Genomic DNA, 25,031 nt, shown 5'->3' with positions numbered 1-25,031 from the left:
GCCGCACAAGGCGGCCCTAATATAATTAGAATTCGAGACTTTTAGGTGTTCTTGGGAAAGGTATTACGTCGCGGATGTTAGTAACTCCGGTCAGCAACATGAGCATACGCTCAAAACCCATTCCGAATCCTGCATGCGGCGCGGTTCCGAAACGGCGACTGTCTAGGTACCACCAGTAATCTTCGGTATCCATTCCCATGTCAGTGATTCTGCGCTCAAGCACATCAAGTCTTTCTTCACGCTGCGAGCCACCGACAAGTTCACCGATTCTAGGAACAAGCAGATCCATTGCGGCAACGGTTTTTCCGTCATCGTTAAGACGCATGTAGAAAGGCTTAATTTCCACAGGGTAATCATATACGATTACAGGCTTCTTGAAATGCATTTCAGTGAGATATCTCTCATGTTCTGTTTGCAGATCAAGGCCATACTCCGGCTTGTATTCAAACTTGCTGGCTTTCTTACAACGCTGCAAAAGTTCAATTGCATCAGTGTAAGTGATGCGCTCAAATGAATTTTCAGAAATATTCTTGAGTGTATCCATCAAAGTTTTATCTACGAACTTCGCGAACAGTTCCATATCATCAGCGCAATTCTCTAGGATGTGCGCAATGAGATATTTAACCATCTCTTCACTGAGATCCATATTATCATCAAGATCAGCAAATGCCATCTCAGGTTCAATCATCCAAAATTCCGCAGCGTGGCGCGGTGTATTGGATTTTTCAGCACGGAAAGTCGGCCCGAAGGTGTAGACATTACCAAGAGACAATGCATACATTTCAGCAGAAAGCTGCCCCGATACAGTCAGGTGAGATTCCTGACCGAAAAAGTCGCGTGCGCCCTGCTCTTCTTTTTTAGTCTTAGAAAGAGTTTCGTGATCAAGAGATGTAACTCTGAACATTTCTCCGGCACCTTCACAGTCTGAGCCCGTGATGATTGGAGTATGAACGTAGAAAAAGCCTTTATCACGATAAAATTTGTGAATCGCATATGAAAGTTCCGCGCGAATACGGAACATTGCGCCGAATTTATTCGTGCGGGGACGAAGATGCGCTATTGTCCGCAAGAACTCGTCAGAATGACGCTTCTTCTGTAGCGGGAAAGTTTCAGCATCCGCAGCACCGAGCATTTCAACGGTTTTACCGCGAACTTCCCACTTCTGCCCTTTACCGGGAGACTCGATAAGCTCGCCCGTAACGCTGACAGAGGCGCCAGTATTAATTTTCTCAAGTACGGCGACAATTTCAGGGGTATGATCAATGATTGCCTGAATGTTTTTAATACAGGAACCATCGTTTATTTCTAAAAATGAAAAACCCTTGCTATCTCTCTTCGTACGGACCCAACCTTTGATGAGAATCTCAGAAACTGAGCTTTCCGCATTCAAAGCATCTTTTATGCACGTTCTTTTCATAAAAAGTCTCCATTTATTGCGTTTCGCAAATATGTATATGTAAGACGAGCAAATTTCAACTATCTTGTTCAACATTATATATATGTAGCTGCAAAAAGGGTAAACTGTAAAATATAGAAAAAGATAACGAACATTCCTCAGTCAATAAATTTTCGAAAGTGCTGTAGAATTGTTCGCTAATAAGGCGCAATAAAAAATCAAGAGCGAAGCATATTCCTATATGTGAGCTTTTGATTTTTTTGCAGCAACGAAGTTAGCGGGCAATTATGCAGTGCTTTCGAGTTGCGTATCAGGCAGGACTGCGCTATCTTCCGCTGTTCAAAATAGAATTATAAGGGGATTTCAATGGGATTCTTTTCTAAAGTAAAAAAATTATTTGTCAGTCCAGAAGACAGAGCTAACCAAGCTCTTGAAGAATATTTAGGTGATGAAAAAACGGTCAGTCAGGAAGCTGAACAAGAAGCTCCTGCGCAAGTAGTTGCTGAGCCAGCCCCGCAAGACCAGCAGGTTGTTAAACCTGAACCAGCTCCAGCACCAAAACCTGAGCCTAAAGCTGAAGCTATACAAGAACCAGCTCCGAAGCCGGAACCAATTGTTACGCCTAAGCCTGTTCCTGAGCCTCAGCCAGTTGTCACGCCTGCGCCTGTTGTTGACCCTGAGCCTATTGTCACACCAAAACAAGATGCAAAGGCTGAGCCTGTAGCCGCACCAGTAGTTGAAAAACCTGCTGAACCAGCTCCTGCAGCTCAGGAAACAATCACACCAGAACCAGCTCTTGAAGTAAAAACCATTGATCCTGTGAAGGACGGTGGCAAGGCAAGAGTAATCGAGCCTTCCATGGTAACTGAGTCAAAAGACGACGCAGACAAACCGCAATGGCAGATTGACCTGACCAAAGCTCTCCAGCAAGCAGACCCACGCCTTTCCGTATGGCTTGAGCTGATCCTTGATGGAGTAGAAACTGCCGGAGAAGATCTCTGGGCACGTTTACAATTTTTGCTCGAAGCTCTCGAAGCACCTGCGGATGAAGCGGCAGACTTTGTTACCCGTTTCAAAGAATGGCTTGAAGACATGGACTATGAACATGTTGACGAGTTCCGTTCTGAATTGCAGTACCGCTTAGCCTTGGCCTTAGAACTCGAAGATGAAGAAGACGAGAAAAGTCGTCTGTTCATCAAACTTTCAGAAGGCCTTGCTAAAACAAGAGAACAAATCACCAAGCGCATTGATTCTCTACTTTCCAGCCATAGCGCGTTTGATGAAGATTTCTGGGAAGAATTCGAAGAAATTCTAATCATGGCAGATGTTGGTTTTGAAGCCACCACAGAACTCATAGACCGCTTGAAAGAAAGAATCCGTAAAAGTGGTGAAACAAACCCCGAAAACTTCAAAACTCTTCTTCGCGAAGAGCTAGATGAAATATTTAAAGTTCCTAAGCGTATCAAAGCTTTCACTCCGCCAGAAGTAGTAATGATGATCGGAGTTAACGGTGTTGGTAAAACAACCACCATTGCTAAGATTGCTCATCGCGAGCAGATGCAGGGCCGCAAAGTTCTCATCGTCGCGGGTGATACATTCAGAGCGGCCGCAATCGGCCAGCTTGAAATCTGGGCAAAACGCGTAGGGGCGGGATTCTTTGCTAAGGCAGAAGGTTCCGATCCAGCCGCAGTAGCTTACGAAGGCATAGATTACGCTGTTAAAAACGGCTACGACCTCATGCTCCTTGATACAGCGGGAAGATTGCACACCAAGAACAACTTGATGGAAGAGCTACATAAGATCAAAAGAGTTCTCAGCAAAAAGCACGACGAAGCTCCGCACCGCAGCATTCTGGTTATTGACGCAACTACCGGACAGAATGCTCTATCGCAGACCAAGCTTTTCCATGAAGCAATCGGCGTGGATGAATTAATCCTCACTAAACTGGATGGTACAGCAAAAGGCGGCGTAATGATTGCCGTGACCATGCAGAACAAAATCCCGATCACCTTCATAGGACTCGGGGAAAAGATGGAAGATCTCAGACCATTCAACGGTGAAGATTTTGCTAAGGCTTTGTTAATATCAGAGAAGTAAGATCTTACTCCACGCATTAAGCACACAAAAACCCCCTTGAAGCTCACGCTCCAAGGGGGTTTTATTTATTCATATATAAACGAAGCCAACCTGTTCAGGCTAACCGCCTATTCAAGCTAAACCATACAACCTAAAACTTAATCCCACTCAGGCTCGCACTCAGCTTCAAAACCTTCGAATGAAATTCTCTGGTTGTGCAGATACATTTTACCATCAGCAGTAGCTTCACCGTACACTGCATCCCCTACAATCGGGAATCCTGCATGTGCCAGATGCGCTCTGATCTGGTGGCGTGCGCCTTTTGTGATGCGTACTTTCACGACAACTATGCCATCACTTAGGTCTTTGACTCGGTCTGCATAACTCCAGCGGAGTCTGTCAGCGTCATCATCGAGTACTTTAGTCACAGCTCTTGAATCTGTATCAAGCTCATTTTTCATAACGAACTCTGAGCGAGGACTTCCGATAATTCTAGCAAAATATTCTTTTTCGACTTTGCCTTCTTCCTCAAATCCTTTAAAGCGGCGACTTGCGTCGTGCCCGAAAGCAACAAGAAGTATACCGGAAGTCGAATGATCAAGCCTGTTAATTAAAATAGGCTGTCTTTCGGGGAAAAGTTCTGCAAGACAATCCTGCGCGGAAACTTCCAAACTGCTCGCGATGGATGCGGAATGGATTCCAGCTGGTTTGTAAACTGCGGCAAACTCGCCAGTCTCTTTAATTATTTTAAGGCTTGGCAAAATATCAGCAGTCGTAGGAACGTTCTTTTTTTCAAACAAAACAACTTCAGCACCAACGAACATTTTAAGGCTGGCTTTTGCGCTGCGCCTGTTTACAGAAACCAGACCATTATCAATAATTCTTCTGCGCTCACGAAGACTGGTATCCGGAAGTAGCATAATCAAAAATTTATCGAGGCGTAGACCTTCATCATCACTAGTTACAACCACACGTGAACATTCACTTAAATTTGTAATATCCAAAACTTTTCTCCTAATATTTTATAGCGCTATCTTGCGATAGTTCTTTGACGATTTGAGGGAAAGAGCATACAACTTTGCTACTGATTCCAACTGTAAAATTTAAAATAAAACCAGCACTTTTTTACTTACCATATACCATGAGGACCCGATATGAACATCAAAGGATGTATACTGATACTGATGGCCGCAATTATGTGGGGCCTTATCGGACCTATTTCAAAGTTTCCCATTGAACAAGGAATTCCTCCGCTGGAAAACGCGTTCTGGAGAGCACTCTTCGCATGGATACTATTCGCTGTCCATGCATACCGTATGCGTACATTCAGAATAGAACGCAAGGATATCCCATCTGTCGCCCTGTTCGGGATATTGGGCGTCACCATTTTTTACGGATCATACCAGCTTGCAGTGCATGGCGTCGGCGCGGCTCTGGCCTCGGTTTTGCTGTATACGGCTCCGGCGTGGGTTGCTGTTATGTCATGGATATTCCTAGGAGAAAAGATGGGGCCAATTAAAATTGGTGCTATTTGCATGACTCTCACAGGCGTTGCATGCGTATCACTCGGACCTCAATTTTTCGGCACAGGAGGGGCCGTAAACTTCACATGGTTCGGAATTATGTGCGGATTAACCTCAGGTTTTACATACGCCCTTTATTATATTTTCGGCAAAACAATTTTTACACGTTACTCAACGCCGACAATATTTCTTTATGCTCTTCCAATTGGCGCGCTTGGTTTGCTCCCATTTTTTGAATTTCACCACAAAACGCCAATTTCATGGGGATCGCTAATAGCCCTTGCCACCATCTGCACCTACGGAGCATATACGGTCTACTATGCTGGCCTTAAGTATCTCGAAGCAACATCAGCATCCGTTATCGCCACAGTTGAACCTATTGTTGCCGCCCTGCTGGCATGGTTGTGGTGGAATGAAAGCTTCGATTGGACAGGATACCTCGGAAGCGCACTCATTATTTCAGCTGTACTTATGATAGTTATGGAAAACAAAATACGGTCCTGCTTTAAAAAATTAAAACCTGCAACAGTATAGCTCGCCAACACAAAGGTCTTAAAAATGCTCCAACAGGTTAAAGCCTCCGCCGGGTCAGGCAAAACATATGAATTGACTGCGCGCTTTCTGTCGCTCCTAGCCGGATCACAGGAAGAAGACTCTATCCCTGTATGTAAATCATCTCAGGCGAAAGGATACTGCTGGCCCGAAATAATGGCTGTAACTTTCACCAACAAAGCCGCCGCTGAAATGAAAGAGCGCGTTGTGCGTTCACTTAAGAACCGCGCCCTCGACTTAGAAGGAGACGGACTCGGTAGCGACTGGAGTCCTGCGGAAGCGAAAAAACAACTCACTCCGATTCTGCAACGCTACAGTCGGCTGAACATTAGAACCATCGACAGCCTGTTAAACCTGCTGGTGCGCATCTTCGCCCTTGAGCTTGGCCTGAGTCCGGATTTTCAGCTACTTTTCGACCCTACGACCCTATTTGAACCGAACTTCAATAAATTTCTGACCCATTGCGAAGGAAACGACGAGTTCCGCAAAAAGCTCATGGATGACGCGGTAGAGAGCCTCGTTCTCAAAGAGAATAAAAAAGGATTCTGGCTTGCAGAGCAAATGCGTTTCAGACTGATTCAGATCCTTAGTCATGTGATGGAATTTCCAGGCGAAAGATTAACGGATCAAGAAGAAATAGCAGGGATGCTTCAATCTGATTACGATAAATATATGAAGGCCGTGACGGCCATGTCTTCTTTAATAGATACAGATAGCCTTGCCGCTTCTGCGCATCTTAAAAAATATCTAGCCCATGCGGCCGCTCTCGATTTTATGGGCGAGCCAAAAGACTCAGCCATGGTTCAGAAAGATAGCTTTGAAGATTGTGTTCTTAAAAAATCCAAAGGCGACATCAATTCTCTGCACGAAAAGATTTATGCCGACCTAAAACAAGCCCACGAAGTTTACCGCGATCAGGCTATAATTTTACGCGGTGCTTACGCTCTTGCTCCATTTGTAAAGATCGTAGAAGAAATCCGTGATGATATCATTGAATATCAATCACTGAACGGCATGCTACTTAGCTCAAATCTGCCGCGAGTCGCTTCATATGTTTTACAAAACGGCGAAGCCCTTCCAGATGCATTCTGCCGTATGGGATCTCGCCTCCATCACCTGCTTATTGATGAATTTCAGGATACAAGCCTTGCCCAGTGGCAAGCAATGGTTCCGCTAGCCGTGGAATGTTTGTCCAAGCGCGGAAGTCTTTTCTATGTGGGTGACGTTAAGCAGGCCATTTATAGCTGGCGCGGCGGTAGGTCAGAGCTATTCGATGAAATTGCAGGAGATCCAGAACTCACATCTATTTCAGAATTCACCCCCGGTCATCTCGAATACAACTGGCGCAGTCTTGAAAATGTAGTCAAGTTCAACAACTCATTCTTTGATGCACTGGCTGATTTCGATGTGGCGACTGATCTTGCTGAAATTCTTTACCCGAACGGTCCCGAAGAACAGCAGGGAATACTAGCAGAAAAAATTGCATCCACCTTTGAAAACGCAACGCAAAGCTTGCCACTGAATAAGCCGCGCGAAGGTGGATATGTAAAACTGCAAAAACTTTTTGCGGAAACCTCATCAGAAATTGAAATTGAAACGAAACGTAATTTCGACATTTTAATGAACGACTTGCGCGAGCGCAGAGAATTCGAAGATATTTGCGTGCTCGTTAGGTCAAACGACCACGCCCAGCTCCTATGTGACTGGCTGGTAGAAAAATCTATACCTGTCATCACAGAGAACAGCCTGCAACTCGACCGCCATCCTGTCGTCAGACAAATAGTCTCGCTTTTGAAATTTTTGGATTATCCGCAGGATGACCTTGCGTTCTTAGAATTCGTATATGGCAAGGAAGTATTCCAGACGGTATCCGGCATTTCCAACAATGAAATAACCGAATGGCTGGCAAACAGAGAAAAAGGCCCGCTCTACCGCCGTTTCGCTGAAAAATTCCCAACCTTTTGGAACAATCACATTTCGCCATTCCTGCGCAAGTCCGGGTTAATGACTCCTTACGACCTCGCAAGTGAAATGGTCTCCCGCTTCAAAATCATCGAATCATGCCCGGGTGATGAACTTTATATCCGCAGATTTCTAGAAGTCGTACATCTGGCAGAAGAAAATCGCGGCACATCGCTAGCAGCTTTCCTAGATTTCTGGGAATTATCATCCGCCGACGAAAAAGTACCCCTCCCGCAATCGGTCAATGCAGTGCGCATCATGACCATTCACAAATCCAAGGGACTCGAATTTCCAGTAATTATCGTACCGTTCCATAACTGGTCAGTTTCCGGTTCGGACACAACGTTCACCGACATAGAAGTTGACGGCAAAACTTTGCTGACTCCAATGTCCAGCTCTCTAGGTGATCAGTATTATGAAAACCGGACACGCATGTTCACAGAACAGCTCAACCTCTTATATGTAGCGTGGACTAGAGCTGGCGATGAGCTATACGGTTTCATGCCCTCAGAAAAAGTTAAGAGCGTAACGCCCGCACTTTCTGCTATTGAAACTATTTTAAACGGCAAATTCTCAGACCTAGGTTTGTTGGAATATGGCAAACCTCCTGTAGAATTTGAAAGTTCAAATGAGATTCAAAGTGAATCTCATCAAGATTCAAATTTAACTTCAAGTGCAAACTCTGCGCCCGAACCAGCCAAGTCTGGTGTTTCTGTTAAGTCTACTGAATCTGTTAAAACTTGCGACAACAAAGAATCGACCGACGAATTCCAACCGCAAGAGCTCATGGCGTGGCTACCTAGACTTCGCGTCTACCGTCATAACTTAGAAGACTACTCATATAACGCCCTTATGCGCGGCGAACTTGCACATAAGGCTATGGAAAATTTAATCCTCACAGGTGACGACGCTGCGGATTGTTTGCGCAGTGCGGAAGCCGCATTTGCCCAGTTCCCAGCCATAGCAGATGAGCATGAAACAATCATTCCAGAAGTAACCGCAATGGCTCTATGGGCCTTGTCGGATACAGAAGTCCGCACCGCCATAGTGAGCGGCAGGCCTGAAGTAGCCATCATGGATAAAAAAGGTGATACCCACCGCGCTGACTTACTCCTGCTCGAAGATAATCACGCACTGGTTGTGGAGTACAAAACTGGGAACCCGTCAGCTGACAACGAAAAACAGGTTAAACGTTACATGAGGCTGCTCAAAGAAATGTACGGAAATCAAAAGGAATTACGAGGGCTACTCGTTTACCTTGATGAGCAGTTCACACAGGAGGTGTTCATATGACCACCCGCCAGCCCATTTCTATTATTTCATGGAAACGCGATTTCATCGAAAATTTCAGCTCTATCTTAATAGATGAATCTGACGGTGACCTGAGCAATACCATTGTGATTGTTCCACATCACCGCCCTGCCAGATATTTAAAGAAAGCCCTTGCGGCATCGGATGAGCTGGAGAAACCCTGCATACTTCCTGAAATTTATTCTTTTTCAGACTTTGTAGGCTCACTGATGCCTAAACTCACAGGCAACTTTCCGCGCAGAATCGGTAAGCTTGATCAAGTCGGACTGCTCTTTAATATTATTGAAGGACTCCGCGCTGAATCTAAAGGGCTGTTATCCAAACTCCCTTGCGATTTGCAAAAGTTTTTCCCATGGGGAACCCGCCTAGCGTCTCTTCTAGAAGAAATGCTCAGGCAGGATATCACGCCGCGAAATATATCGATGCTCCAAGGCGAAGTTCTCGAATGGGCAGCAGCACTGCTTGAAGAAATCGAGATTATTTTCGTTAAATATGTCGAAGCTCTCGAAAGACGCGGCTGGTCAACAACAGGTTTAGAAAGCCGCAACCTGTCTACCAACCTTGAGAAGCTCGATACTATCTTAGATGGCAAAAAATTATACTTGGCCGGATTTTACGGACTAGCCGGCGTTGAAGATAAATTTTTCCACCACCTATGGGATAATCTGGACCTGCGAGTGATATGGCATAGTGATCCAGCATTAGCACTACGAGAACAAGGACATTTCGCTGTAAAGGAACATCACAACTGGTTGCGCAACTGGAAAGCAGAAGCAATATCGGACGATAGCGCGGAAAACAGTTCCACCCTGCCGAAACTTAAATTCTTTGAAGGATTCGACCGTCATTCGCAGCTATGCGCCATGCGAGAAGAACTCCTAAGCTCGGTTGAAGATAACTATGATGATTGCGCCGTAGTTCTACCGGACACATCCTTGCTGCTTCCGGTCATGCATCATCTACCTGAGCGCGATATTAATATCAGTATGGGCTATCCACTTGGACGCTCAGCCCTGAATGGACTTGTTGAGGCAATTCTAAAACTTCAGGAAACCAAGAGCGGCGATGCTTATCACTGGAAAGACATTCTCGCGCTAATCAGACATCCGTACCTTAAAATGCTTGAGATTGACGACGAGCAACCTTTACGCACAATTTTTCATCAGTGGGAAACAGTCCTTCGATGCGGATCCCCATATGTGAATCATACCGATTTTATCCCTGTGTACAACGACGAGAACGGCAACCTTGTTGATAATCCAGACAGCACAGAAGAATTACGTGCAGAAGTCATAGGTCTCTGCATAGATGGTTTCGCAAATATCAATACCCTTGCCGAGCTTGCAGACAGCTTGCAAAGCATGGCTGAAATGCTCAGGTTGCGTGGCGGTACATTATGGCAAAGATATTTGCTCGATTCTGAATGTTTATTCCGTCTGATGAATGAGGTCATCCCCGAACTGCGTGAAAGCTCTATTAGTAATGATGAGTTCGGGCAGCCGTTATCTTTTTCCATATTCAGACAATTACTAGCATCCCAACGGGTATCCTTTGAGCCGGACCCCATTTCAAGTATGCAGGTTCTGGGTATGCTTGAAAGCAGACTACTAAATTTCAAACGTACATATATACTAGATACGGTAGATGATAAAATTCCTGGAACTGATCCATATGACCCACTTCTGCCAGATCAGCTCAGACATTTACTGGATCTACCGGATTCGCACGAAAGAGAAAGCGTTGCCACATACAACTTTTACAGGCTGATTATGGGTAGCGAAGAGTCATGCATATTCTATCAAAGTGGGGATCAGCCCGGATTGTTAGATTCAAAAAGCGTGCGTAGCAGATTCGTCGAACAGCTTCTCTGGGAATTGGAGCAAAAAGAAAAGCGGATAATTACTCCAAGTGAAAATTTCCCACTCAAAGCCATCAACTTTCCAGTTGGGGCCATATCAAACTCTCCGGTATCCATAGCAAAAGAACCTGTTGCGGATAAACTCGGAAATATTCTGAAAACTAAAGGATTATCTCCATCTGCGCTGGACTGCTACGTAACATGTCCCAAGCTGTTTTTCTTCCGCTATCTGTCTAACGTTAGGGAAACTGAAACAGTCAATTTAGATGGAGATCGCGCAGGTTTCGGTGAATTAATACATACGGTGCTAAAAGACTTTCTCGAGCCTTATTTGGGAAAAGTGATCTGCGGAGAAGATTTAAGCGGCGCAAACTTAAACGACCTATTCATGGAAAGACTCGAACGAGATTCCCTGTATGCAAACTTGCCATATGACATCAAAAAGTCCCTTGAACATGCAGGTAAAAACAGACTGTCCTTGTTCCTAAAAAACATTGGAACGACAACAGTTATATCTCTTGAGGACGAAGCATGTGCACTCCTTGATGTTGGTGATTATCCAGTTAAAATCTATGGAAGAATTGACAGGGTTGATAATAGAGACAATTCCCGCTATATTATTGACTATAAAACCGGACAGTTACACATGCCTCGCAAATCATTTTGGGCCGATTCAGAAATCTGGGACCAAGTACTTAAAGATCCGCAAAGCTTGTATAATGACGCGTCTGATTTTTTACAAAAAGTAAAATCAGGCGCCGACAGCCTTCAATTACCACTATACCTACTGATGGACCATCACTCATCGCGAGAAATGCCTCATCAAGCCGCCCTTGTAGAGTTAGTCAAAGACGGCAAAGAAAAATTTCTTTTTGATTCCAAAACGGATGAGGAAGATAGGATTGAAATTATCGGCACAAAAATTCCGGCCCTTTCGGCATGCATCATTAATAATTTGATCGCCGAGCCTGAGTTTAAAGCCATTCGCTCCGCACAATGCAACTGGTGCTCGTACCGTGAAGCATGCGGAGCGTAGCAAGCCCTAAGAATAGTAAGAAAGGGTTCATATAAAGAACCATTCTAAATTTAAAAAAAATTGAACTGTAAAGGATTTACTTAATGAAAACTGCTGACATACTGATATGCGGAGCTGGAATCGTAGGCTTAACCGTTGCGCGCGAGTTACTTGCGAAAGGCCACAAGAACATAATCATCATTGATAAAGAAAATGAAGTAGCGCTCCACGCTTCAGGACGAAACAGCGGAGTCCTGCACGCAGGGATTTACTACGCTCCCGGCAGTCTACGTGCTGTATCCTGCCTTTCCGGAAACTTCATGATGAAAAAATATTGCAAAGAGAAAGGACTACCTCTGCTCGAAACAGGAAAAGTCATCGTTGCAAGAAATGAATCTGAAGTACCGACCCTGCATGAACTTTACGACCGTGCAACTGCAAACGGTGCAAAGGTTGAGCTAATTGGCGAAGAACGCCTCTCCAAAATCGAACCTAACGCAAAAACGTGTAAACAGGCCTTATTCTCCCATTACACAGCAGTGGTTGATCCACGCAGTGTTATGAAGTCACTATATACGGATCTCGTGCAAAGCGGCAAAGTAACCTTTATGCTCGGCACTAAATTTATCGATGCTAAAAAGAACAACCAGATTATCACTGACAAAGGTAAATTAAGCTGCGGAATGTTTATAAACGCAGCTGGTGCCTACAGCGACCAAGTAGCCAGACCTTTCGGATTCGGTGAAGGATACCAGCTCATTCCGTTTAAAGGCATTTACAAAAAGCTTAAAAAAGAAAAAGCGGATATTATTAAGGGTAGCATTTACCCTGTCCCGAACATAAAAAATCCATTCCTAGGAATCCACTTCACACGCGGAGCTACAGGTGATGTTTACTTAGGACCAACAGCTATCCCTGCCTTCGGTAGAGAGAACTATGGCCTCCTCTCAGGACTGGACAAAGAAGCATTTAGTATTATGATAAGGGATGCAGTTCTCTTTATGAGAAATTCAAAATTTCGTTCAATTGCATTTGAAGAACCCCGCAAATACCTTTTCAAATGCTTTTTCAATGATGCTAAAGAGTTGGTTAAAGAGCTTAATCCCGAAGATATCGAGAGCACACCAAAAGTCGGTATCCGTCCACAGCTTGTGGACGTTAAACGCAATGAGCTTGTTATGGACTTCCTTGTCGAAAGCGACGAAAAAAGTGTTCACGTACTAAATGCAATCTCTCCCGCATTTACAAGCTCGATGTACTTTGCAGAAATGATAGTGAACAAATACATACGCTAGTAAATATAATTAATATAAGCACCTTAAGTGCCTAATCGAGTGTTCCAACCGGCTTTTAACTACAAAAAAACACTTGACTTAAAGGGCTATAAAGGAAAAAACTTTGCTCGAACTATAAACTATTCATGCTCCCTTTATTCAGCCTTACAAAGCTTCAAAAGAGCTAGTTTGCCGAAATAGCGAGTAACATTAAAAAAAATGAATTGAGTAGTTTATTAAAATATATAGACAGGAGAACTTACAAATGAAGCTTCCCCAATTAAAAATAGGTGACCTAGTTGCCAAAGTTCCAGTTGTTCAAGGTGGAATGGGCGTAGGAATATCCCTTTCCGGTCTAGCTTCCGCAGTCGCAGAAGAAGGCGGAATAGGCGTTATTGCTGCAGCCATGATCGGCCTTACCAGTACAAAGCCGAACCGAGCTACGCCTGAAGCACAGTCCGAAGCTCTTGCTGAAGAAATCAGAAAAGCTAAAGCCAAAACATCCGGCATTGTCGGTGTTAACATCATGGTTGCTTTAACTGACTTCGCAGAGCAGGTAACAGCTTCGATAAAAGAAGGCGTGGACATTATTTTTTCCGGCGCAGGTCTTCCTTTAGACCTCCCGAAATATCTAGCTGATGGCGCCAAGACCAAACTGGTTCCTATCGTATCATCAGGCAGAGCAGCTTCTATTATCTGCAAGAAATGGATATCAAGATTTGATTACGTTCCTGACGCATTTGTCGTCGAAGGCCCTAAAGCCGGCGGACATTTGGGTTTTCAGCGTGAGCAGCTTGATGATCCAGCATTTGCACTAGAATCAATCCTGCCTGATGTGCTTGAAGCAGTTAAGAAATTTGAAGAAAAGACAGGTAAAAAGATCCCTGTTATCGCCGCAGGCGGTATATACACGGGTGAAGATATCTGCAAATTCATTAAGATGGGCGCTTCCGGAGTTCAGCTCGGAACCAGATTTGTCGCAACTCACGAATGTGATGCTGATGACAAATTCAAGCAGTCTTACGTAGATTCCACAGAAGATGATATGACGGTTATCCAGAGTCCTGTAGGACTTCCCGGCAGAGCAATTAAAAATGCATACCTGACGGAAGTATACTCAGGAAATAAAACTCCGTTTAAATGCGCATTCAAATGCCTCAAAACTTGTGACGTCGAGACCACTCCTTACTGTATTGCCACCGCACTTATAAGTGCGCAACGCGGTAAGCTGAAGCATGGCTTCGCATTCGCAGGGGCAAACGCCTATAGAACTAAGAAAATAGTTTCCGTTAAAGAACTAATGGCTGAACTTACATCTGAGTTTGAAGTAGCTTGCGCTTAAATAGAGTCCCAATATATAAGCAAAAAAAAGGCGTCCCATCAGGGACGCCTTTTTTTTGCTCTTAATCGAGTTTACCAGAGAACAAAACAAATCTTAGCGAGTAATCAATTCTACAGATTAAAAAGAAACAATCCTCTTAAACCCGTTCAATTTAGAAACATTATTTGCCTTTCGCCTTCTTAGGTTCTTTAACATCCTCAACTTTCGTGGCCTCTTCTACAGGATCAGCTTTAATTGGAGCCTTTTTAACTGCGGCTTTTTTAGCTGCAGGCCTACTGCGTTTGGAAACAATCGACTCGAGTTTTTTTGCCGCACCTTGTGCATCTGACCCTGCCCCAAGAAAATGCATCTCGCCTGCTGGTGAAATCCAGTGCCACCCTTCGGGCTTTTTAAGAATTCTAGCCCCTTTTGAATCAAGGAAATCTTTAAAAGATGATTTCTCAAGCGATTGATCAATTTGCTCAGTCAGTTTTTTATTCTCTGACATCACCTGTGTGTGACGAAATATCTCAAAGGCACTATGTACTAGATCGAAAGCAGGATCTTCAACAACGCATTTTTTGGATGAAAGTTCTTTTTCTAGCTTAGCTAAATCTTTTTTCAAACTGCGTATTTCAAAAAGGGCCTCGTTCCTTGCCGTTTCACTTTTAGATTCAATTGCGTTTACCACAACGGCTGCTGTCTGTTTTTTCATAGAACTACCTCCTAGTTTGATAAGTTAGACATCCCTAATCAGTAATATTAAAATTTTAGAAATTTATCTTCATCATTATTTGACAATTTTCCATCATCTGTATCTTTTTTAACAGCACCGACATCAGACAAAGGATGAGCTTTATCGTAGACATTCATTATGTGCTGAAAGTTTAAATGAGTGTATCTTTGAGTGGTAGAAAGATTTTCATGCCCGAGTAACTCTTGCACTGACCGCATATCAGCACCTGACTGAAGCATATGCGAAGCAAAACTGTGCCTAAGCATATGCGGATGCACTCCGTTATGTATCCCAGCCTCTTCACCCATACGAGCAAGAATTCGGTTTACCTGCCGGCGATTAATGCGCCCGCCCCGGTTACCGACAAAAAGAGCGTTCTCATCAAGGGCCGGCCCGAGTTCCCCCCTTACGGCAATATATGCATCAAGCACTTCACGGGCGGAATCACTTAAGGGAGAAATCCTCTCCTTATTCCCTTTACCAACAACACGGACAATGCCCGAAGAAGTATCCACATCGTAGAGACTTAAAGAGATAGCCTCACTAACGCGTAAACCAGATCCGTACATAATTTCAGCCAGGGCCTGATCTCTTTTATCTTCCGGCTCCACGCCACATTTAGAGTCAAGCAAACTAACAGCCTGATCAACATTTAATGATCGCGGTTGCCGAACTTCCTGCTTAGGATTCCGTATACCTACCATCGGATCGCTTGAAATAACCCGATGTCTAGTCAGGTACTTAAAAAAAGATCGTAGGGAGGATAATTTCCGCGAAAGTGTACTTTTAGCTAATCGGCGTGCATGCAATTTTGCCAGGAAACCACGAACATGATCGGTAGTAATTTCACATGTACTTGCCAAAGAAGAAGAACGGGTATTTAAAAAATCTTCAAACTGAGCTAAATCCTTTTCATAAGAGCACAATGTAGCCTTAGAACAACCTTTCTCAGCATCCATATGAATGAGAAACGTTTGAACTGGTTCTGGTAAGTCCTTATGGGGTCCGACGGTCGAGGACATAATTACTCTTTGGATTTTCCTTAGCTTTTTTCTTAAGACCCATAGCAATTGCAGAAACTTCACCAAAATGCTTTATTTTGCCACCGATGTTGAAAACAACCGCAATAGAAATAGCCATAAGCGGAAAAGTTTGCGTCACGCCCTGCCTATCGACAGAAACAATGGACTTTCTTTTGCGATCTTCAATATCGTAAAAATTGGGTACTATGCCATCAAATGAAAAAATAATTCCTTTACAGGCCTCTTCAACGATATCTGGAGAAGTTATTACGACATAATCATCCCCGCCGACATGACCAACAAAAGACTGCTCTCCGGCAAAACTCTTAACTGTATTAACGATAATGCGCGCTGTCATATTCAAAACTTCATCACCGCGCGAAAAACCGTATTTATCGTTGAAGGACTTGAAATAGTCCAAATCGCAGTAGGCTAAGGCAAAGTCTTGCTTGCGATCAATAAGCGATTGAATGCGCTGAATAATAGAAGTATTTCCAGGAAGCTTGGATAGCGGATTTGCATCAAGGGCACGCAGAGCGCGACACAAGGTCAAATTGATTCTGTCTCGAACAACAGGCATAAAAAACGGACGAATGAGGAAGTCGTCAACTTCGATTTCGTTCCAATCCCACGGCTTAGCCAGGTCGCTTTCATCAAAGCAGATTACAACGGGAAGCTGGCGGTAGACATTTTCACTTTTAACAAGTCGGGCCATCTCTGCAGCAGTAATATCCGTCACTCTGTTATCAACTATAAGCAAATCAGGAGGGTTATTGAAAATCTCTTCAATGGCCCCTTTCGCCTTAGTATAAAACTCAAAACGAATGACATCTTCAGGCCATATACTCATTAAAAGTTCTTTAAGACTATCGTCCGGAGAAACCAGAATAGCTCGTTGTTTTGTCAGCCCCAACAGGCCGTGATCATTATTCTTGTCCATGAACTATGAGTTAGCATCACTGATGAGCTTCGTCAAAGAACAAACAGCAAAATAGTGGACAAAACAACACTTATTCTGAAAGCACCTTACAACAGATAAAGACGACTAAACAAACGCTATATAAAACATACCGAATAAGAAAATGCTAACTAAGTTTTTACTAGAAAGTGAGTCCTGATATTTCCACAAACTGATCAGACAACTCATCCATAACAGGCTCGAGGTCTTTCATCTTTAGTTTTAGAATTTTCATGGCAGCCGGCTTGAAATATGAAATCTGATCATCGCCACCATTACCATATTCAAATAGACGAACTATAAAATCGCCAACATGAACAACAGCCGCGGTCTGCTGATAAAATTGAGCTCTGTCCGGATGATGGTGAAATGTCATTGCTTCTCTGACATTAGGAGGTAAGTTCCAGTGGCGTGCAAGCCACGCATTAATGCGGTCATGACCAAAACCCAGTACTACTTTTTCCGCATCATAGTAACAAAGATCCTTATCTTTAACAGTCATAATGACAGCTTCATTAAGCTCAGGCAACTGAACTGCTGTCACAACCTTTCCAAGATCATGCAGAAGCCCTGCAACAGTAAATTCTTCAGGATCTTCAAACCCAGCAGCCTTCGCAATTGCACCACTAGCCAGCGCGCAACCAAGACTGTGCTCCCAAAGTCCTGACATAGCTTTCTGAATCATATCAAAGACGGAGGTGGAAATAATAATTCCCTTAATGACATTAAGACCCAGCAAAACCAGAGCATGCTGAATAGTAGTAATGCGTCCAGGAAAACCGTAGATAGGGGAGTTTACCATTTTCAAAACTTTGGCCGACAGAACCTGATCCTTCGAAATAACTTTAGCAACCTGCTCGGTAGAAGAATTGGGGTCATCAACAAGCTTAGTTACTTCGTCAAGTACAGATGGCAAAGTAGGCAGATCTGAAATAGAAAGAATTTGACCTTTTACGCTGGTTTTTAGATCCTGATCAGACATCTTTAAGATTCCTCGCTACTTTCTTCAGCTTCAAGAGCGGCAGCTGCGGCCTCTTCCTCGGCTAATTTTTCGGCATCCTCGGCAGCTTTCTGAGCAGCAGCTTTGAGGTTGAAATATTCCCTGAAAAATCCCTTTACGCGGAACATCCACTTATCTTCATTATACTTGCGAAAAAGATGATCAAGACGTTCAGATTTTTTTCCCCATGAAGAATCTCCACCGGAGCCGAGGTCAAGAGGGTTACCCTGTACAACAATGCGCTCAACATCCATACCCTCAAGGCGAGAAATGAGACTCTCAGTAAGTTCAAGCCCCTCAGCAAGAACGACCATACCGTTTTCACGAGTAACGGGCTTTGCCAGCTTCATCCCCGGTTCTGCAAGCTTAACTGGAATTTTTTGCATCTGTCGAACATCTCCTGATCAAATTAAATCATATGTGATTATCGGACTCTCTTCTTTGGCAAGCCATTAAGGACTGTACCTCAGTTCCGCTTAAGATCATAGTACATGCCGGGAAAGTGCACAACGATTCCCTTCATTTCCATCCCGAGAAGAACAGCCCCGGTAATAGCCACTTCAACTCCTGATTTCCGTGCAATTTCGTCAAGATGAAGCTTACCTTCAGCTTCAAGAACTCGCGCAATATCAACTTCGGAAGGGTCAAGTTTATCTACATCCAGAACAAAAGTAGCACTTTCAGACTGGGCAACAGTATTATTTTCTGCTCTTGTATTCTTTATACTGCGTAAATTCTTTCGCGGCAAAATCCGTTCAGGTGGAATTTCAACCTTACTTTCAAGATCAACAGCCAGTGAATGACCAATATTCAATAAAACATCATCTACACTTTCGACAAGAGCGGCGCCCTCTTTAATTAACTTAAGACAACCCGCAAAATTACTGCTTCCTAGAGGACCCGGAAGAGCCATAACTTCGCGCCCCTGCTCAGCAGCGAGTCTGGCAGTTATCAAACTTCCGCTTTTGACATTTGCTTCGACCACCAGCACGCCGGAACTAAGCCCACTGATTATGCGGTTACGAAATGGAAAATTGTTAGAATAAGGTCTAGTACCGGGCGACAATTCCGAAACTATCAACCCGCTCTCTATTAAATTGTCTCTAAGGTCACGGCTGTTTGAAGGATAATCGTCCACATCAAGCCCAGTACCGAGAACCGCAATCGATGAACCTATCTCTTTCAACGCCTCTTTATGGGCGCAAGCGTCAATCCCTCTGGCAAAACCGGAAATAACTGTGATCCCTTTAGCGGATAGCTCGCGGGAAAACCTTCTAGCATATTCCAGTCCCAGATTACTGCTCTTACGGGATCCGACAACAGCAACTCCAGCATTTCGAAGTAGAGACGGATCTCCATAATAATATAGATAAGTGGGAGGGTCAGATATTTCTTTCAGAGATGCAGGAAAATTGGGATGCGTCCAAGGCAGAACTCCAAAACGGAGCCTCATAACCTCTTTGAATTCCTTTTCGGCAGATCGGCGCCAGATCTCATCTTTAGCTGACTTTGCTACCTTTTCATGACAAAATCTCAATTCCGCCCAATTGGAAGAATCTTTTAAGGCATCATAGGCACTTAAATAATGATTTAGTATGCGTGCCCATGATTTCGGGCCTAGACCGGGCGTGAACCTCAAAGCGAGACAAGCAAAGTACTCTTCTTTGAGATTAAACTGCGAGCCTAAATTGTCCAATTAACCCTCAAGCTCGCGGAGCCTAGATGTGGCAATCTTAGCAGAGGAAGACTTTGGATACTCATCAAGCAAGGTTTGAAGATAGAAAATAGCGTTTTCTTTGTCACCAAGCTTGTCATAAGCAAGACCTATTTTAAGCATTGAATCCGGCACCTTGTTTGCTTTAGGAAAGCGCCTACTCACTTCTTTAAATTTCAAAATAGACTGGGCAAAATTTTTCTCTGAATAGTAAGTTTCACCTATCCAGTACAAAGCATTAGGAGCGAGCTTGTTCGCAGGGCTCTTCTTCAAAAAATTAAGTAATAACTTACGCCCCTTAAGAGGCGCATCGTTCATAACAAAATTGACACCCTCTTTATATAAATTCTCAACGTTTCCGGAAGACTTTGGAGCTGCAACCGGCACAACGACTGCAACCTCTTCAACCTTCTCACCCGGAACATTCATCCAGGGCTTTTCTTCATCGCTGGAACTGACAACTTCCTCAACAACAGGCACCGGAACTGGTACGGCAACAACGGGGAGTTCCGCTTGCGTAGCAATAATTTTCTGCTGCGCCACTTTTAATTCAGTAATTGAATTATCAAGCTTGGTCAGCCGTTCTTGAATCAGATCAACATCAGACCTTGTCTGCTGATAGTTACTATCGATTAGATCCTTTTGAGTATGCATGCCTTCTTTAAAATTCAAAAAATTTTCTTCTAGACTTTTTAACCGCCACTCTTCACTTCCCCCAAATGCAGGCTCCTCAGGCTGTTTGCCAGAAAAACATCCACTGACGGATAGTATAAGTATAAGCACTGGAAGAATATAGAAATATCTCATCAAGGGTGTCTCCAGATGGATTATGAAAGCATGCAAAAACAAATAACAAGAGGCCTGTACGTAAAAAAGGTAAGACCTTATTCAAATTTAAACTGATTTAAAATAGGCGACTTAAGGCAATTTGGCAAGTAGATCGCTAAAATTACTGAAAGACCGCCCTCTTACCCTTGATTCAAAGCTATTTTTAAGGCAAAAGTTCATACTGAATATAGTAAATTAGTCTTATCGGCTAATCATTTGAGCTAACAGTTTATATAATAAAACGAAACAGCGCACTTCTTATCTAAAAAATTGCCCGCAAGTTGCCATATTAATATGTACCCTCTTGCTTTTTTCTAATTAGCATTTATCTGTTAGACGACATCATTATTTTTTGAAGGATACAGTAAATATGAACACCCTCATGGAACCGTTAAGACTCACGACACAAATGCTTCCGAAGGCCATTGGAGATTTTATTGCTCTTTCAGCTATCGGTGCACCTATTCTGGCCGTCATTTTAGAAATCATTGCCAAAGCCCGCAAAAAAATCTTCTACGACAAACTTGCTCAACAGATCTGTTCACTATCATTAATTCTGTATTTTCTATTTCTAGTCTTAGCCGGGGGAGCCGGAGCTTATTTCACTCAAAAATTTGATTGGCTCTTAGAATGGATGATTAATCCAGCGTCTCCCTTCATGATGGTCTACATCACAATAGCTTTTACACTTTTAACACTTCTCCCATATAAACTTTCATGGAAGCCCATGAAAAAGAAAAAGCCACTTCATATATTGCTTGGAGTATTGGCTTCTCTCGGGGGACTTACGACCATACATGTTGTTACGGTTACTATGAATATTTTCTTCAGACAGCAAGCTGCAGCCCCAATTCCACTTGTTCCTGAGTCCCCATTCATATCGCACTTCGCGAATATTCCCGGAATTGCTGAGCTATCATTAGCTGGGCTATACTTAGTCATGTCTTTGTCCTTCGCTGCAACAATAGGCGGGCTTTACCTTGTTTTACGCAGGAATAAAGATGACTTCGGACGGGATTACTATAAGTTTTCTCTTCCCGTTGTAGCTAAATGGGCTTTGTTTCCGACAATACTCCAGTTAGCTTTGGTTACTGGAATCATATATTACTTATGCGGCCTTGAAGCAGGACTTATTGTTTCAAACAATACGACCCTCATAAGCTTTGGAACATCTGCAGCTTTAAGTTTTCTATGTTGCGCCATATGGATTGTAACATGGAAAAGCGCAACTCCAATGAGACACAAAATAGGTTTGGCTATTGCGCCACTCCTCATCATTCTCTCCCACGCCACAGTCATGGCTGGAGCTATGAACCTATACATAACCATGTAACCCAATTTATCATTATAAAATTTAAAGCTCCGCTGAAATCTTCAGCGGAGCTTTTTTTATGCATAAAAAAACACCCGGTGAAAGTAATTTCACCGGGTGTTTCTAATTAATCTTATTTAAGTCTTATGGCTGCATAGATCCTTTAACAGTAGCCATGCTGTAGACCTCATGAGGATCAAGGATAAGCACTACACTACCGTCTCCCATGATGGTTGCACCAGACACGCCCTTCAAGTCAAACCTATTAAGGAACTGTCCGAGAGGCTTAATTACGATCTCCTGACGTTCTAGAAGCTTATCTACCACAAGTCCCAATCTGCGGACATTGTCATGAATAATAACAACAGGCAGCACATCCCGGTCAGGATCACTTACAGGCTGGTCAAGCAATTCGGCAAGCTCGGCAATACCAAGAACTTCTCCGCGTAAAGTTACAACCTTACGGTTATTAACTTCTGTCAGTCTTTCAGCTTCAATCTTCGTAGTCTCGGAAACAGCATCAAGCGGAATAGCGTAGTTAGCGCCATTAACTTGAACCATCAGAGCATCAATAATAGCAAGAGTCAGAGGCAGAGTAAGGGTAAACTTAGACCCCTTCCCAACTTCCGAGGTAATGTGCACGCTACCTTTAAGGTCCTTGATGTTGTTACGAACAACATCCATTCCGACACCTCGGCCGGAAATATCAGTAACCTTTTCAGCAGACGAGAATCCCGGTGCAAAGATGAGCTCAATAGCTTCGCGATCATCTAGGTTTCTTGCTTCATCTGCAGAAATAACGCCTTTCTTCACAGCTATATTGCGCATCTTTTCAGGATCAATACCGCGTCCATCATCCTCGACTTCAATCGCAACAGAGTTACCCTTATGATAGGCACGTAACCAAACATGCCCCTCAGGAGTTTTACCGTTTGCGATCCTTTCTTCTTCCGGCTCAAGTCCGTGGTCAACTGAATTTCGAATTAAATGAACTAGCGGATCGCCGATTTCTTCGACAACACTCTTATCAAGTTCAGTATCTTCGCCTTCAGTAATCAACTCAACTCGCTTATTACTTTTGCGACTGAGATCACGAACCAACCTTGGAAATCTTGAGAAAACAGTCTGAACTGCCACCATTCTGACTTTCATGATCGTATCTTGAAGATCATCAGAAATTCTGGACAGAGCATATGTTGTTTCTGTCAGCTGCTGTGCGACTACAGGTACTTCTAAGTGTCCTTCCTCCAGTCCACGAGCAAGCATAGTATATCTACCGCGACTGATAATCAGCTCGCCGATCAAATTCATCAAGTGATCAAGTTTTTGATGATCAACTCTGATGGTTGTCATAGCCTTTGGCTTCGTAGTCTTAGGAGCTGACGAGCCTCCCGCAGGTTTAGGAGCGGGCTTTGGCGCAGGCTTTGCTACGGGCTTAGGCGCCGGTTTCTCTTCGGCTTTAGGCTTAGGCTCTGCTTTAGGTTTCGCTTCGGCCTTTGGCTTAGGATCCGGCGCTGCTTCAGCCTTTGGCTTAGGAGCAGGTTTAGGTTCAACCCTTAGTGCAGGTTTAATATTTTCTTTGACCTTAGGGGCCACCTTTACTTCTGCTTCCGGCTTAGCATCAGCTCCATCTCCGCCATTAAGCTCGGCGACAGCAGCAACAATCATTTCTGTAATGATGCCACATTCCTGACGTAAAAGATCTAACATCAAGCCAAAATCCATATCCGTCGAGCGGGCCTGATCTACAAGACCAGCAGTACGCTCACCATATTCTTTGAGATCGTCAAACCCCATATATCCGGCGGAATTCTGAATTGAAACAAGGCTTCTGAATAAACCGTCTATGTAATCTTTCTGGGATGAATCTTCACCAAGAGTAGTAAGAGCCAAACTAATATTATCAAGCTGCTGGTGAACTGTCTGTTCAAAAATGGCTATATCCTCAGGGTCAAGCCCATCTTCGGCAGCACCATTTTCAACTTCTTCTTCAACTTCAGCTTTTGCTTGCTCAGGTTCCGCTTCGGCTTCAGCTTCAGCTTCAGCGGGACTACCCTGGACAGGAATGACCTCTCCTCTTTCAACAGCATCCTGAAGTGGAACTACAAGCTGTGCAATATCAAGAGGCTGAACTTCTCCGGTAGACGGAGTCACATGCGCAATAAGAGATTCGATGCCATCCACGACAGCAAGAAGCAAATCAATCATGATGTGAGTAGCTTTGGCTTCGCCCTTGCGAACCTTATTCAGCAGAGTTTCTGCTTCATGGGTAAGCGAATTGAGCTCGCGAAATCCAATAATGCCACTATTACCTTTCAGGTTGTGGAAAAATCTAAAAATATCATTAATAAGCTCTTCATCACCTTCTGGATCTTGCTCGAGTTCGAGCAAACCTCTTGTCAGGTTCTCTATTATTTCATGAGCTTCCTCAAGAAAATCAGCGAGATGGCCTTCTCCTACAGTGGTGAGCTTATATGGCTCTTCCTCAGTATTTACAATAGCAACAAACTGATACGATTGCTTACGGTCAGAAGATTCGGGACTATTAGGTTCCTGCACCATTTCGACCTCCGGCAATTCATGTTCTTCAAAATCATCAACCACATCCAGAACAGGTTCGGCTTCTTCTACTTCTGGTTCAAGTTCTAGTTCAGGCTCAACTTCTTCGGAGGATTCTACTGCTATTTCAGGTTCAAGCGTCTCACCCGCCATAATAGCTTCGATCCGTCCGATAACAATTGAAGTTTCTACTTCTCCTTCAGAACCGCTCTCATGCAAATTATCAATGAGCTGACGTAAATCGTCAGTTGCAAGCAGAATAACATCCATGATTTCAGAAGTAACAGAAATCTCGCCTTTTCTGAGTTCATCAAGAACATTTTCTGCTTTATGCGCAAGTCCATTGATAGTATTCAGACCAAGAAAACCTGACGCTCCCTTGAGAGAGTGCATTGGTCTGAAAATTTCATTAAGAATATCCAGATTATCTGGATTATTTTCAAGCTCAAGTAAATTGGGCTCAATCGTTTCCAGATGTTCTTTTGCTTCGATTATGAAATCCGCAAATATTTCAGGATCCAAAAAATCCTGGCTCATTTAGAGCCCCCTGTATTTAAAGTTCTTTTGCGACAGAATTCAGATATTATCATTCGTATCACCTGATTACTTAAACT

The 25,031-nt window shown here is 43.6% G+C and carries 17 protein-coding genes; 7 read left to right on the top strand and 10 right to left on the bottom strand.

Translation table 11 applies throughout. From position 1 onward, the window contains the following. Positions 1 to 25 precede the first annotated feature (25 nt). Positions 26 to 1,417 (bottom strand): asparagine--tRNA ligase, encoded by a 1,392-nt coding sequence (gene asnS / locus BR06_RS0109200; RefSeq protein WP_031482217.1) that lies wholly within the window; start codon positions 1,415 to 1,417, stop codon positions 26 to 28. A 345-nt stretch (positions 1,418 to 1,762) separates the two neighbouring features. Between asnS and ftsY the strand changes: the two genes are divergently transcribed. After that, on the top strand, positions 1,763 to 3,493 hold the full coding sequence (ftsY, locus tag BR06_RS19215) for a signal recognition particle-docking protein FtsY (protein WP_034602949.1): 1,731 nt from the start codon (positions 1,763 to 1,765) through the stop codon (positions 3,491 to 3,493). A gap of 137 nt (positions 3,494 to 3,630) precedes the next feature. Here the strand turns inward: ftsY and BR06_RS0109190 are convergent, their stop codons facing one another. Then, a complete protein-coding gene (locus BR06_RS0109190) occupies positions 3,631 to 4,476 on the bottom strand; it encodes a pseudouridine synthase (RefSeq protein ID WP_051676983.1) in 846 nt (281 codons plus the stop codon). Between the two features lie 150 nt (positions 4,477 to 4,626). Here BR06_RS0109190 and BR06_RS0109185 point away from each other — a divergent pair, with 150 nt between their 5' ends. The 5 genes from BR06_RS0109185 (at position 4,627) to BR06_RS0109165 (ending at position 14,309) form a co-directional block, all read left to right on the top strand. Beyond that, the gene (locus BR06_RS0109185; RefSeq protein WP_031482211.1) at positions 4,627 to 5,529 is read left to right on the top strand and encodes a DMT family transporter; all 903 of its coding nucleotides are present in this window, start codon (positions 4,627 to 4,629) and stop codon (positions 5,527 to 5,529) included. 24 nt (positions 5,530 to 5,553) lie between these two features. After that, entirely contained in the window at positions 5,554 to 8,802 is a 3,249-nt protein-coding gene (locus BR06_RS0109180) for a UvrD-helicase domain-containing protein (protein ID WP_031482209.1), read from the top strand. Continuing rightward, a complete protein-coding gene (locus BR06_RS0109175; RefSeq protein WP_031482207.1) occupies positions 8,799 to 11,714 on the top strand; it encodes a PD-(D/E)XK nuclease family protein in 2,916 nt (971 codons plus the stop codon). Before BR06_RS0109180 ends, BR06_RS0109175 begins: the two co-directional genes overlap by 4 nt. Before the next feature lie 83 nt (positions 11,715 to 11,797). Beyond that, on the top strand, positions 11,798 to 12,988 hold the full coding sequence (lhgO, locus tag BR06_RS0109170) for an L-2-hydroxyglutarate oxidase (RefSeq protein ID WP_031482205.1): 1,191 nt from the start codon (positions 11,798 to 11,800) through the stop codon (positions 12,986 to 12,988). A gap of 244 nt (positions 12,989 to 13,232) precedes the next feature. Then, entirely contained in the window at positions 13,233 to 14,309 is a 1,077-nt protein-coding gene (locus BR06_RS0109165; protein WP_031482203.1) for an NAD(P)H-dependent flavin oxidoreductase, read from the top strand. Positions 14,310 to 14,469: 160 nt separating this feature from the next. Here the strand turns inward: BR06_RS0109165 and BR06_RS0109160 are convergent, their stop codons facing one another. From BR06_RS0109160 to ybgF, 7 genes are all read right to left on the bottom strand, one after another. Next, positions 14,470 to 15,003: a hypothetical protein gene (locus tag BR06_RS0109160; protein ID WP_031482202.1), complete on the bottom strand. Its 534-nt coding sequence runs from the start codon at positions 15,001 to 15,003 to the stop codon at positions 14,470 to 14,472. 47 nt (positions 15,004 to 15,050) lie between these two features. Continuing rightward, positions 15,051 to 16,046, bottom strand: a complete 996-nt coding sequence (xerC, locus tag BR06_RS0109155) for a tyrosine recombinase XerC (protein ID WP_051676982.1) — start codon at positions 16,044 to 16,046, stop codon at positions 15,051 to 15,053. Further along, positions 16,021 to 16,986: a GGDEF domain-containing response regulator gene (locus BR06_RS0109150; protein ID WP_031482198.1), complete on the bottom strand. Its 966-nt coding sequence runs from the start codon at positions 16,984 to 16,986 to the stop codon at positions 16,021 to 16,023. The genes xerC and BR06_RS0109150 overlap by 26 nt, the downstream gene beginning before the upstream one ends. Before the next feature lie 160 nt (positions 16,987 to 17,146). Further along, entirely contained in the window at positions 17,147 to 17,986 is an 840-nt protein-coding gene (locus tag BR06_RS0109145; RefSeq protein ID WP_031482196.1) for an HDOD domain-containing protein, read from the bottom strand. 2 nt (positions 17,987 to 17,988) lie between these two features. Then, a complete protein-coding gene (locus BR06_RS0109140; protein WP_031482194.1) occupies positions 17,989 to 18,390 on the bottom strand; it encodes a hypothetical protein in 402 nt (133 codons plus the stop codon). A gap of 80 nt (positions 18,391 to 18,470) precedes the next feature. Further along, positions 18,471 to 19,700, bottom strand: a complete 1,230-nt coding sequence (gene dprA / locus BR06_RS0109135; protein WP_031482192.1) for a DNA-processing protein DprA — start codon at positions 19,698 to 19,700, stop codon at positions 18,471 to 18,473. Then, positions 19,701 to 20,525, bottom strand: coding sequence for a tol-pal system protein YbgF (gene ybgF, locus BR06_RS0109130; protein ID WP_031482190.1), 825 nt, complete (start codon positions 20,523 to 20,525; stop codon positions 19,701 to 19,703). 391 nt (positions 20,526 to 20,916) lie between these two features. Here ybgF and BR06_RS0109125 point away from each other — a divergent pair, with 391 nt between their 5' ends. Next, positions 20,917 to 21,879 (top strand): hypothetical protein, encoded by a 963-nt coding sequence (locus BR06_RS0109125; protein WP_031482188.1) that lies wholly within the window; start codon positions 20,917 to 20,919, stop codon positions 21,877 to 21,879. Positions 21,880 to 22,002: 123 nt separating this feature from the next. On the opposite strand, the gene BR06_RS0109120 is transcribed toward BR06_RS0109125, so the two are convergent. Continuing rightward, positions 22,003 to 24,954, bottom strand: a complete 2,952-nt coding sequence (locus BR06_RS0109120; protein WP_031482186.1) for a chemotaxis protein CheA — start codon at positions 24,952 to 24,954, stop codon at positions 22,003 to 22,005. Between the last annotated feature and the right edge of the window lie 77 nt (positions 24,955 to 25,031).

The organism is Maridesulfovibrio frigidus DSM 17176 (assembly GCF_000711735.1).
Lineage (GTDB): Bacteria > Desulfobacterota > Desulfovibrionia > Desulfovibrionales > Desulfovibrionaceae > Maridesulfovibrio > Maridesulfovibrio frigidus.
This window is presented reverse-complemented; position numbering and strand designations above follow the sequence as displayed.

Excerpts from the sequence above, each read along its gene's own strand:
- BR06_RS0109145 (WP_031482196.1), bottom strand. The coding sequence starts at position 17,986 with ATGTCTGATCAGGATCTAAAAACCAGCGTAAAAGGTCAAATTCTTTCT.
- BR06_RS0109140 (WP_031482194.1), bottom strand. The coding sequence starts at position 18,390 with ATGCAAAAAATTCCAGTTAAGCTTGCAGAACCGGGGATGAAGCTGGCA.
- lhgO (WP_031482205.1), top strand. The coding sequence starts at position 11,798 with ATGAAAACTGCTGACATACTGATATGCGGAGCTGGAATCGTAGGCTTA.
- asnS (WP_031482217.1), bottom strand. The coding sequence starts at position 1,417 with ATGAAAAGAACGTGCATAAAAGATGCTTTGAATGCGGAAAGCTCAGTT.
- BR06_RS0109175 (WP_031482207.1), top strand. The coding sequence starts at position 8,799 with ATGACCACCCGCCAGCCCATTTCTATTATTTCATGGAAACGCGATTTC.
- BR06_RS0109160 (WP_031482202.1), bottom strand. The coding sequence starts at position 15,003 with ATGAAAAAACAGACAGCAGCCGTTGTGGTAAACGCAATTGAATCTAAA.
- BR06_RS0109150 (WP_031482198.1), bottom strand. The coding sequence starts at position 16,986 with ATGGACAAGAATAATGATCACGGCCTGTTGGGGCTGACAAAACAACGA.
- BR06_RS0109120 (WP_031482186.1), bottom strand. The coding sequence starts at position 24,954 with ATGAGCCAGGATTTTTTGGATCCTGAAATATTTGCGGATTTCATAATC.
- BR06_RS0109165 (WP_031482203.1), top strand. The coding sequence starts at position 13,233 with ATGAAGCTTCCCCAATTAAAAATAGGTGACCTAGTTGCCAAAGTTCCA.
- ybgF (WP_031482190.1), bottom strand. The coding sequence starts at position 20,525 with ATGAGATATTTCTATATTCTTCCAGTGCTTATACTTATACTATCCGTC.
- BR06_RS0109125 (WP_031482188.1), top strand. The coding sequence starts at position 20,917 with ATGAACACCCTCATGGAACCGTTAAGACTCACGACACAAATGCTTCCG.
- BR06_RS0109185 (WP_031482211.1), top strand. The coding sequence starts at position 4,627 with ATGAACATCAAAGGATGTATACTGATACTGATGGCCGCAATTATGTGG.
- BR06_RS0109180 (WP_031482209.1), top strand. The coding sequence starts at position 5,554 with ATGCTCCAACAGGTTAAAGCCTCCGCCGGGTCAGGCAAAACATATGAA.
- xerC (WP_051676982.1), bottom strand. The coding sequence starts at position 16,046 with ATGTCCTCGACCGTCGGACCCCATAAGGACTTACCAGAACCAGTTCAA.
- ftsY (WP_034602949.1), top strand. The coding sequence starts at position 1,763 with ATGGGATTCTTTTCTAAAGTAAAAAAATTATTTGTCAGTCCAGAAGAC.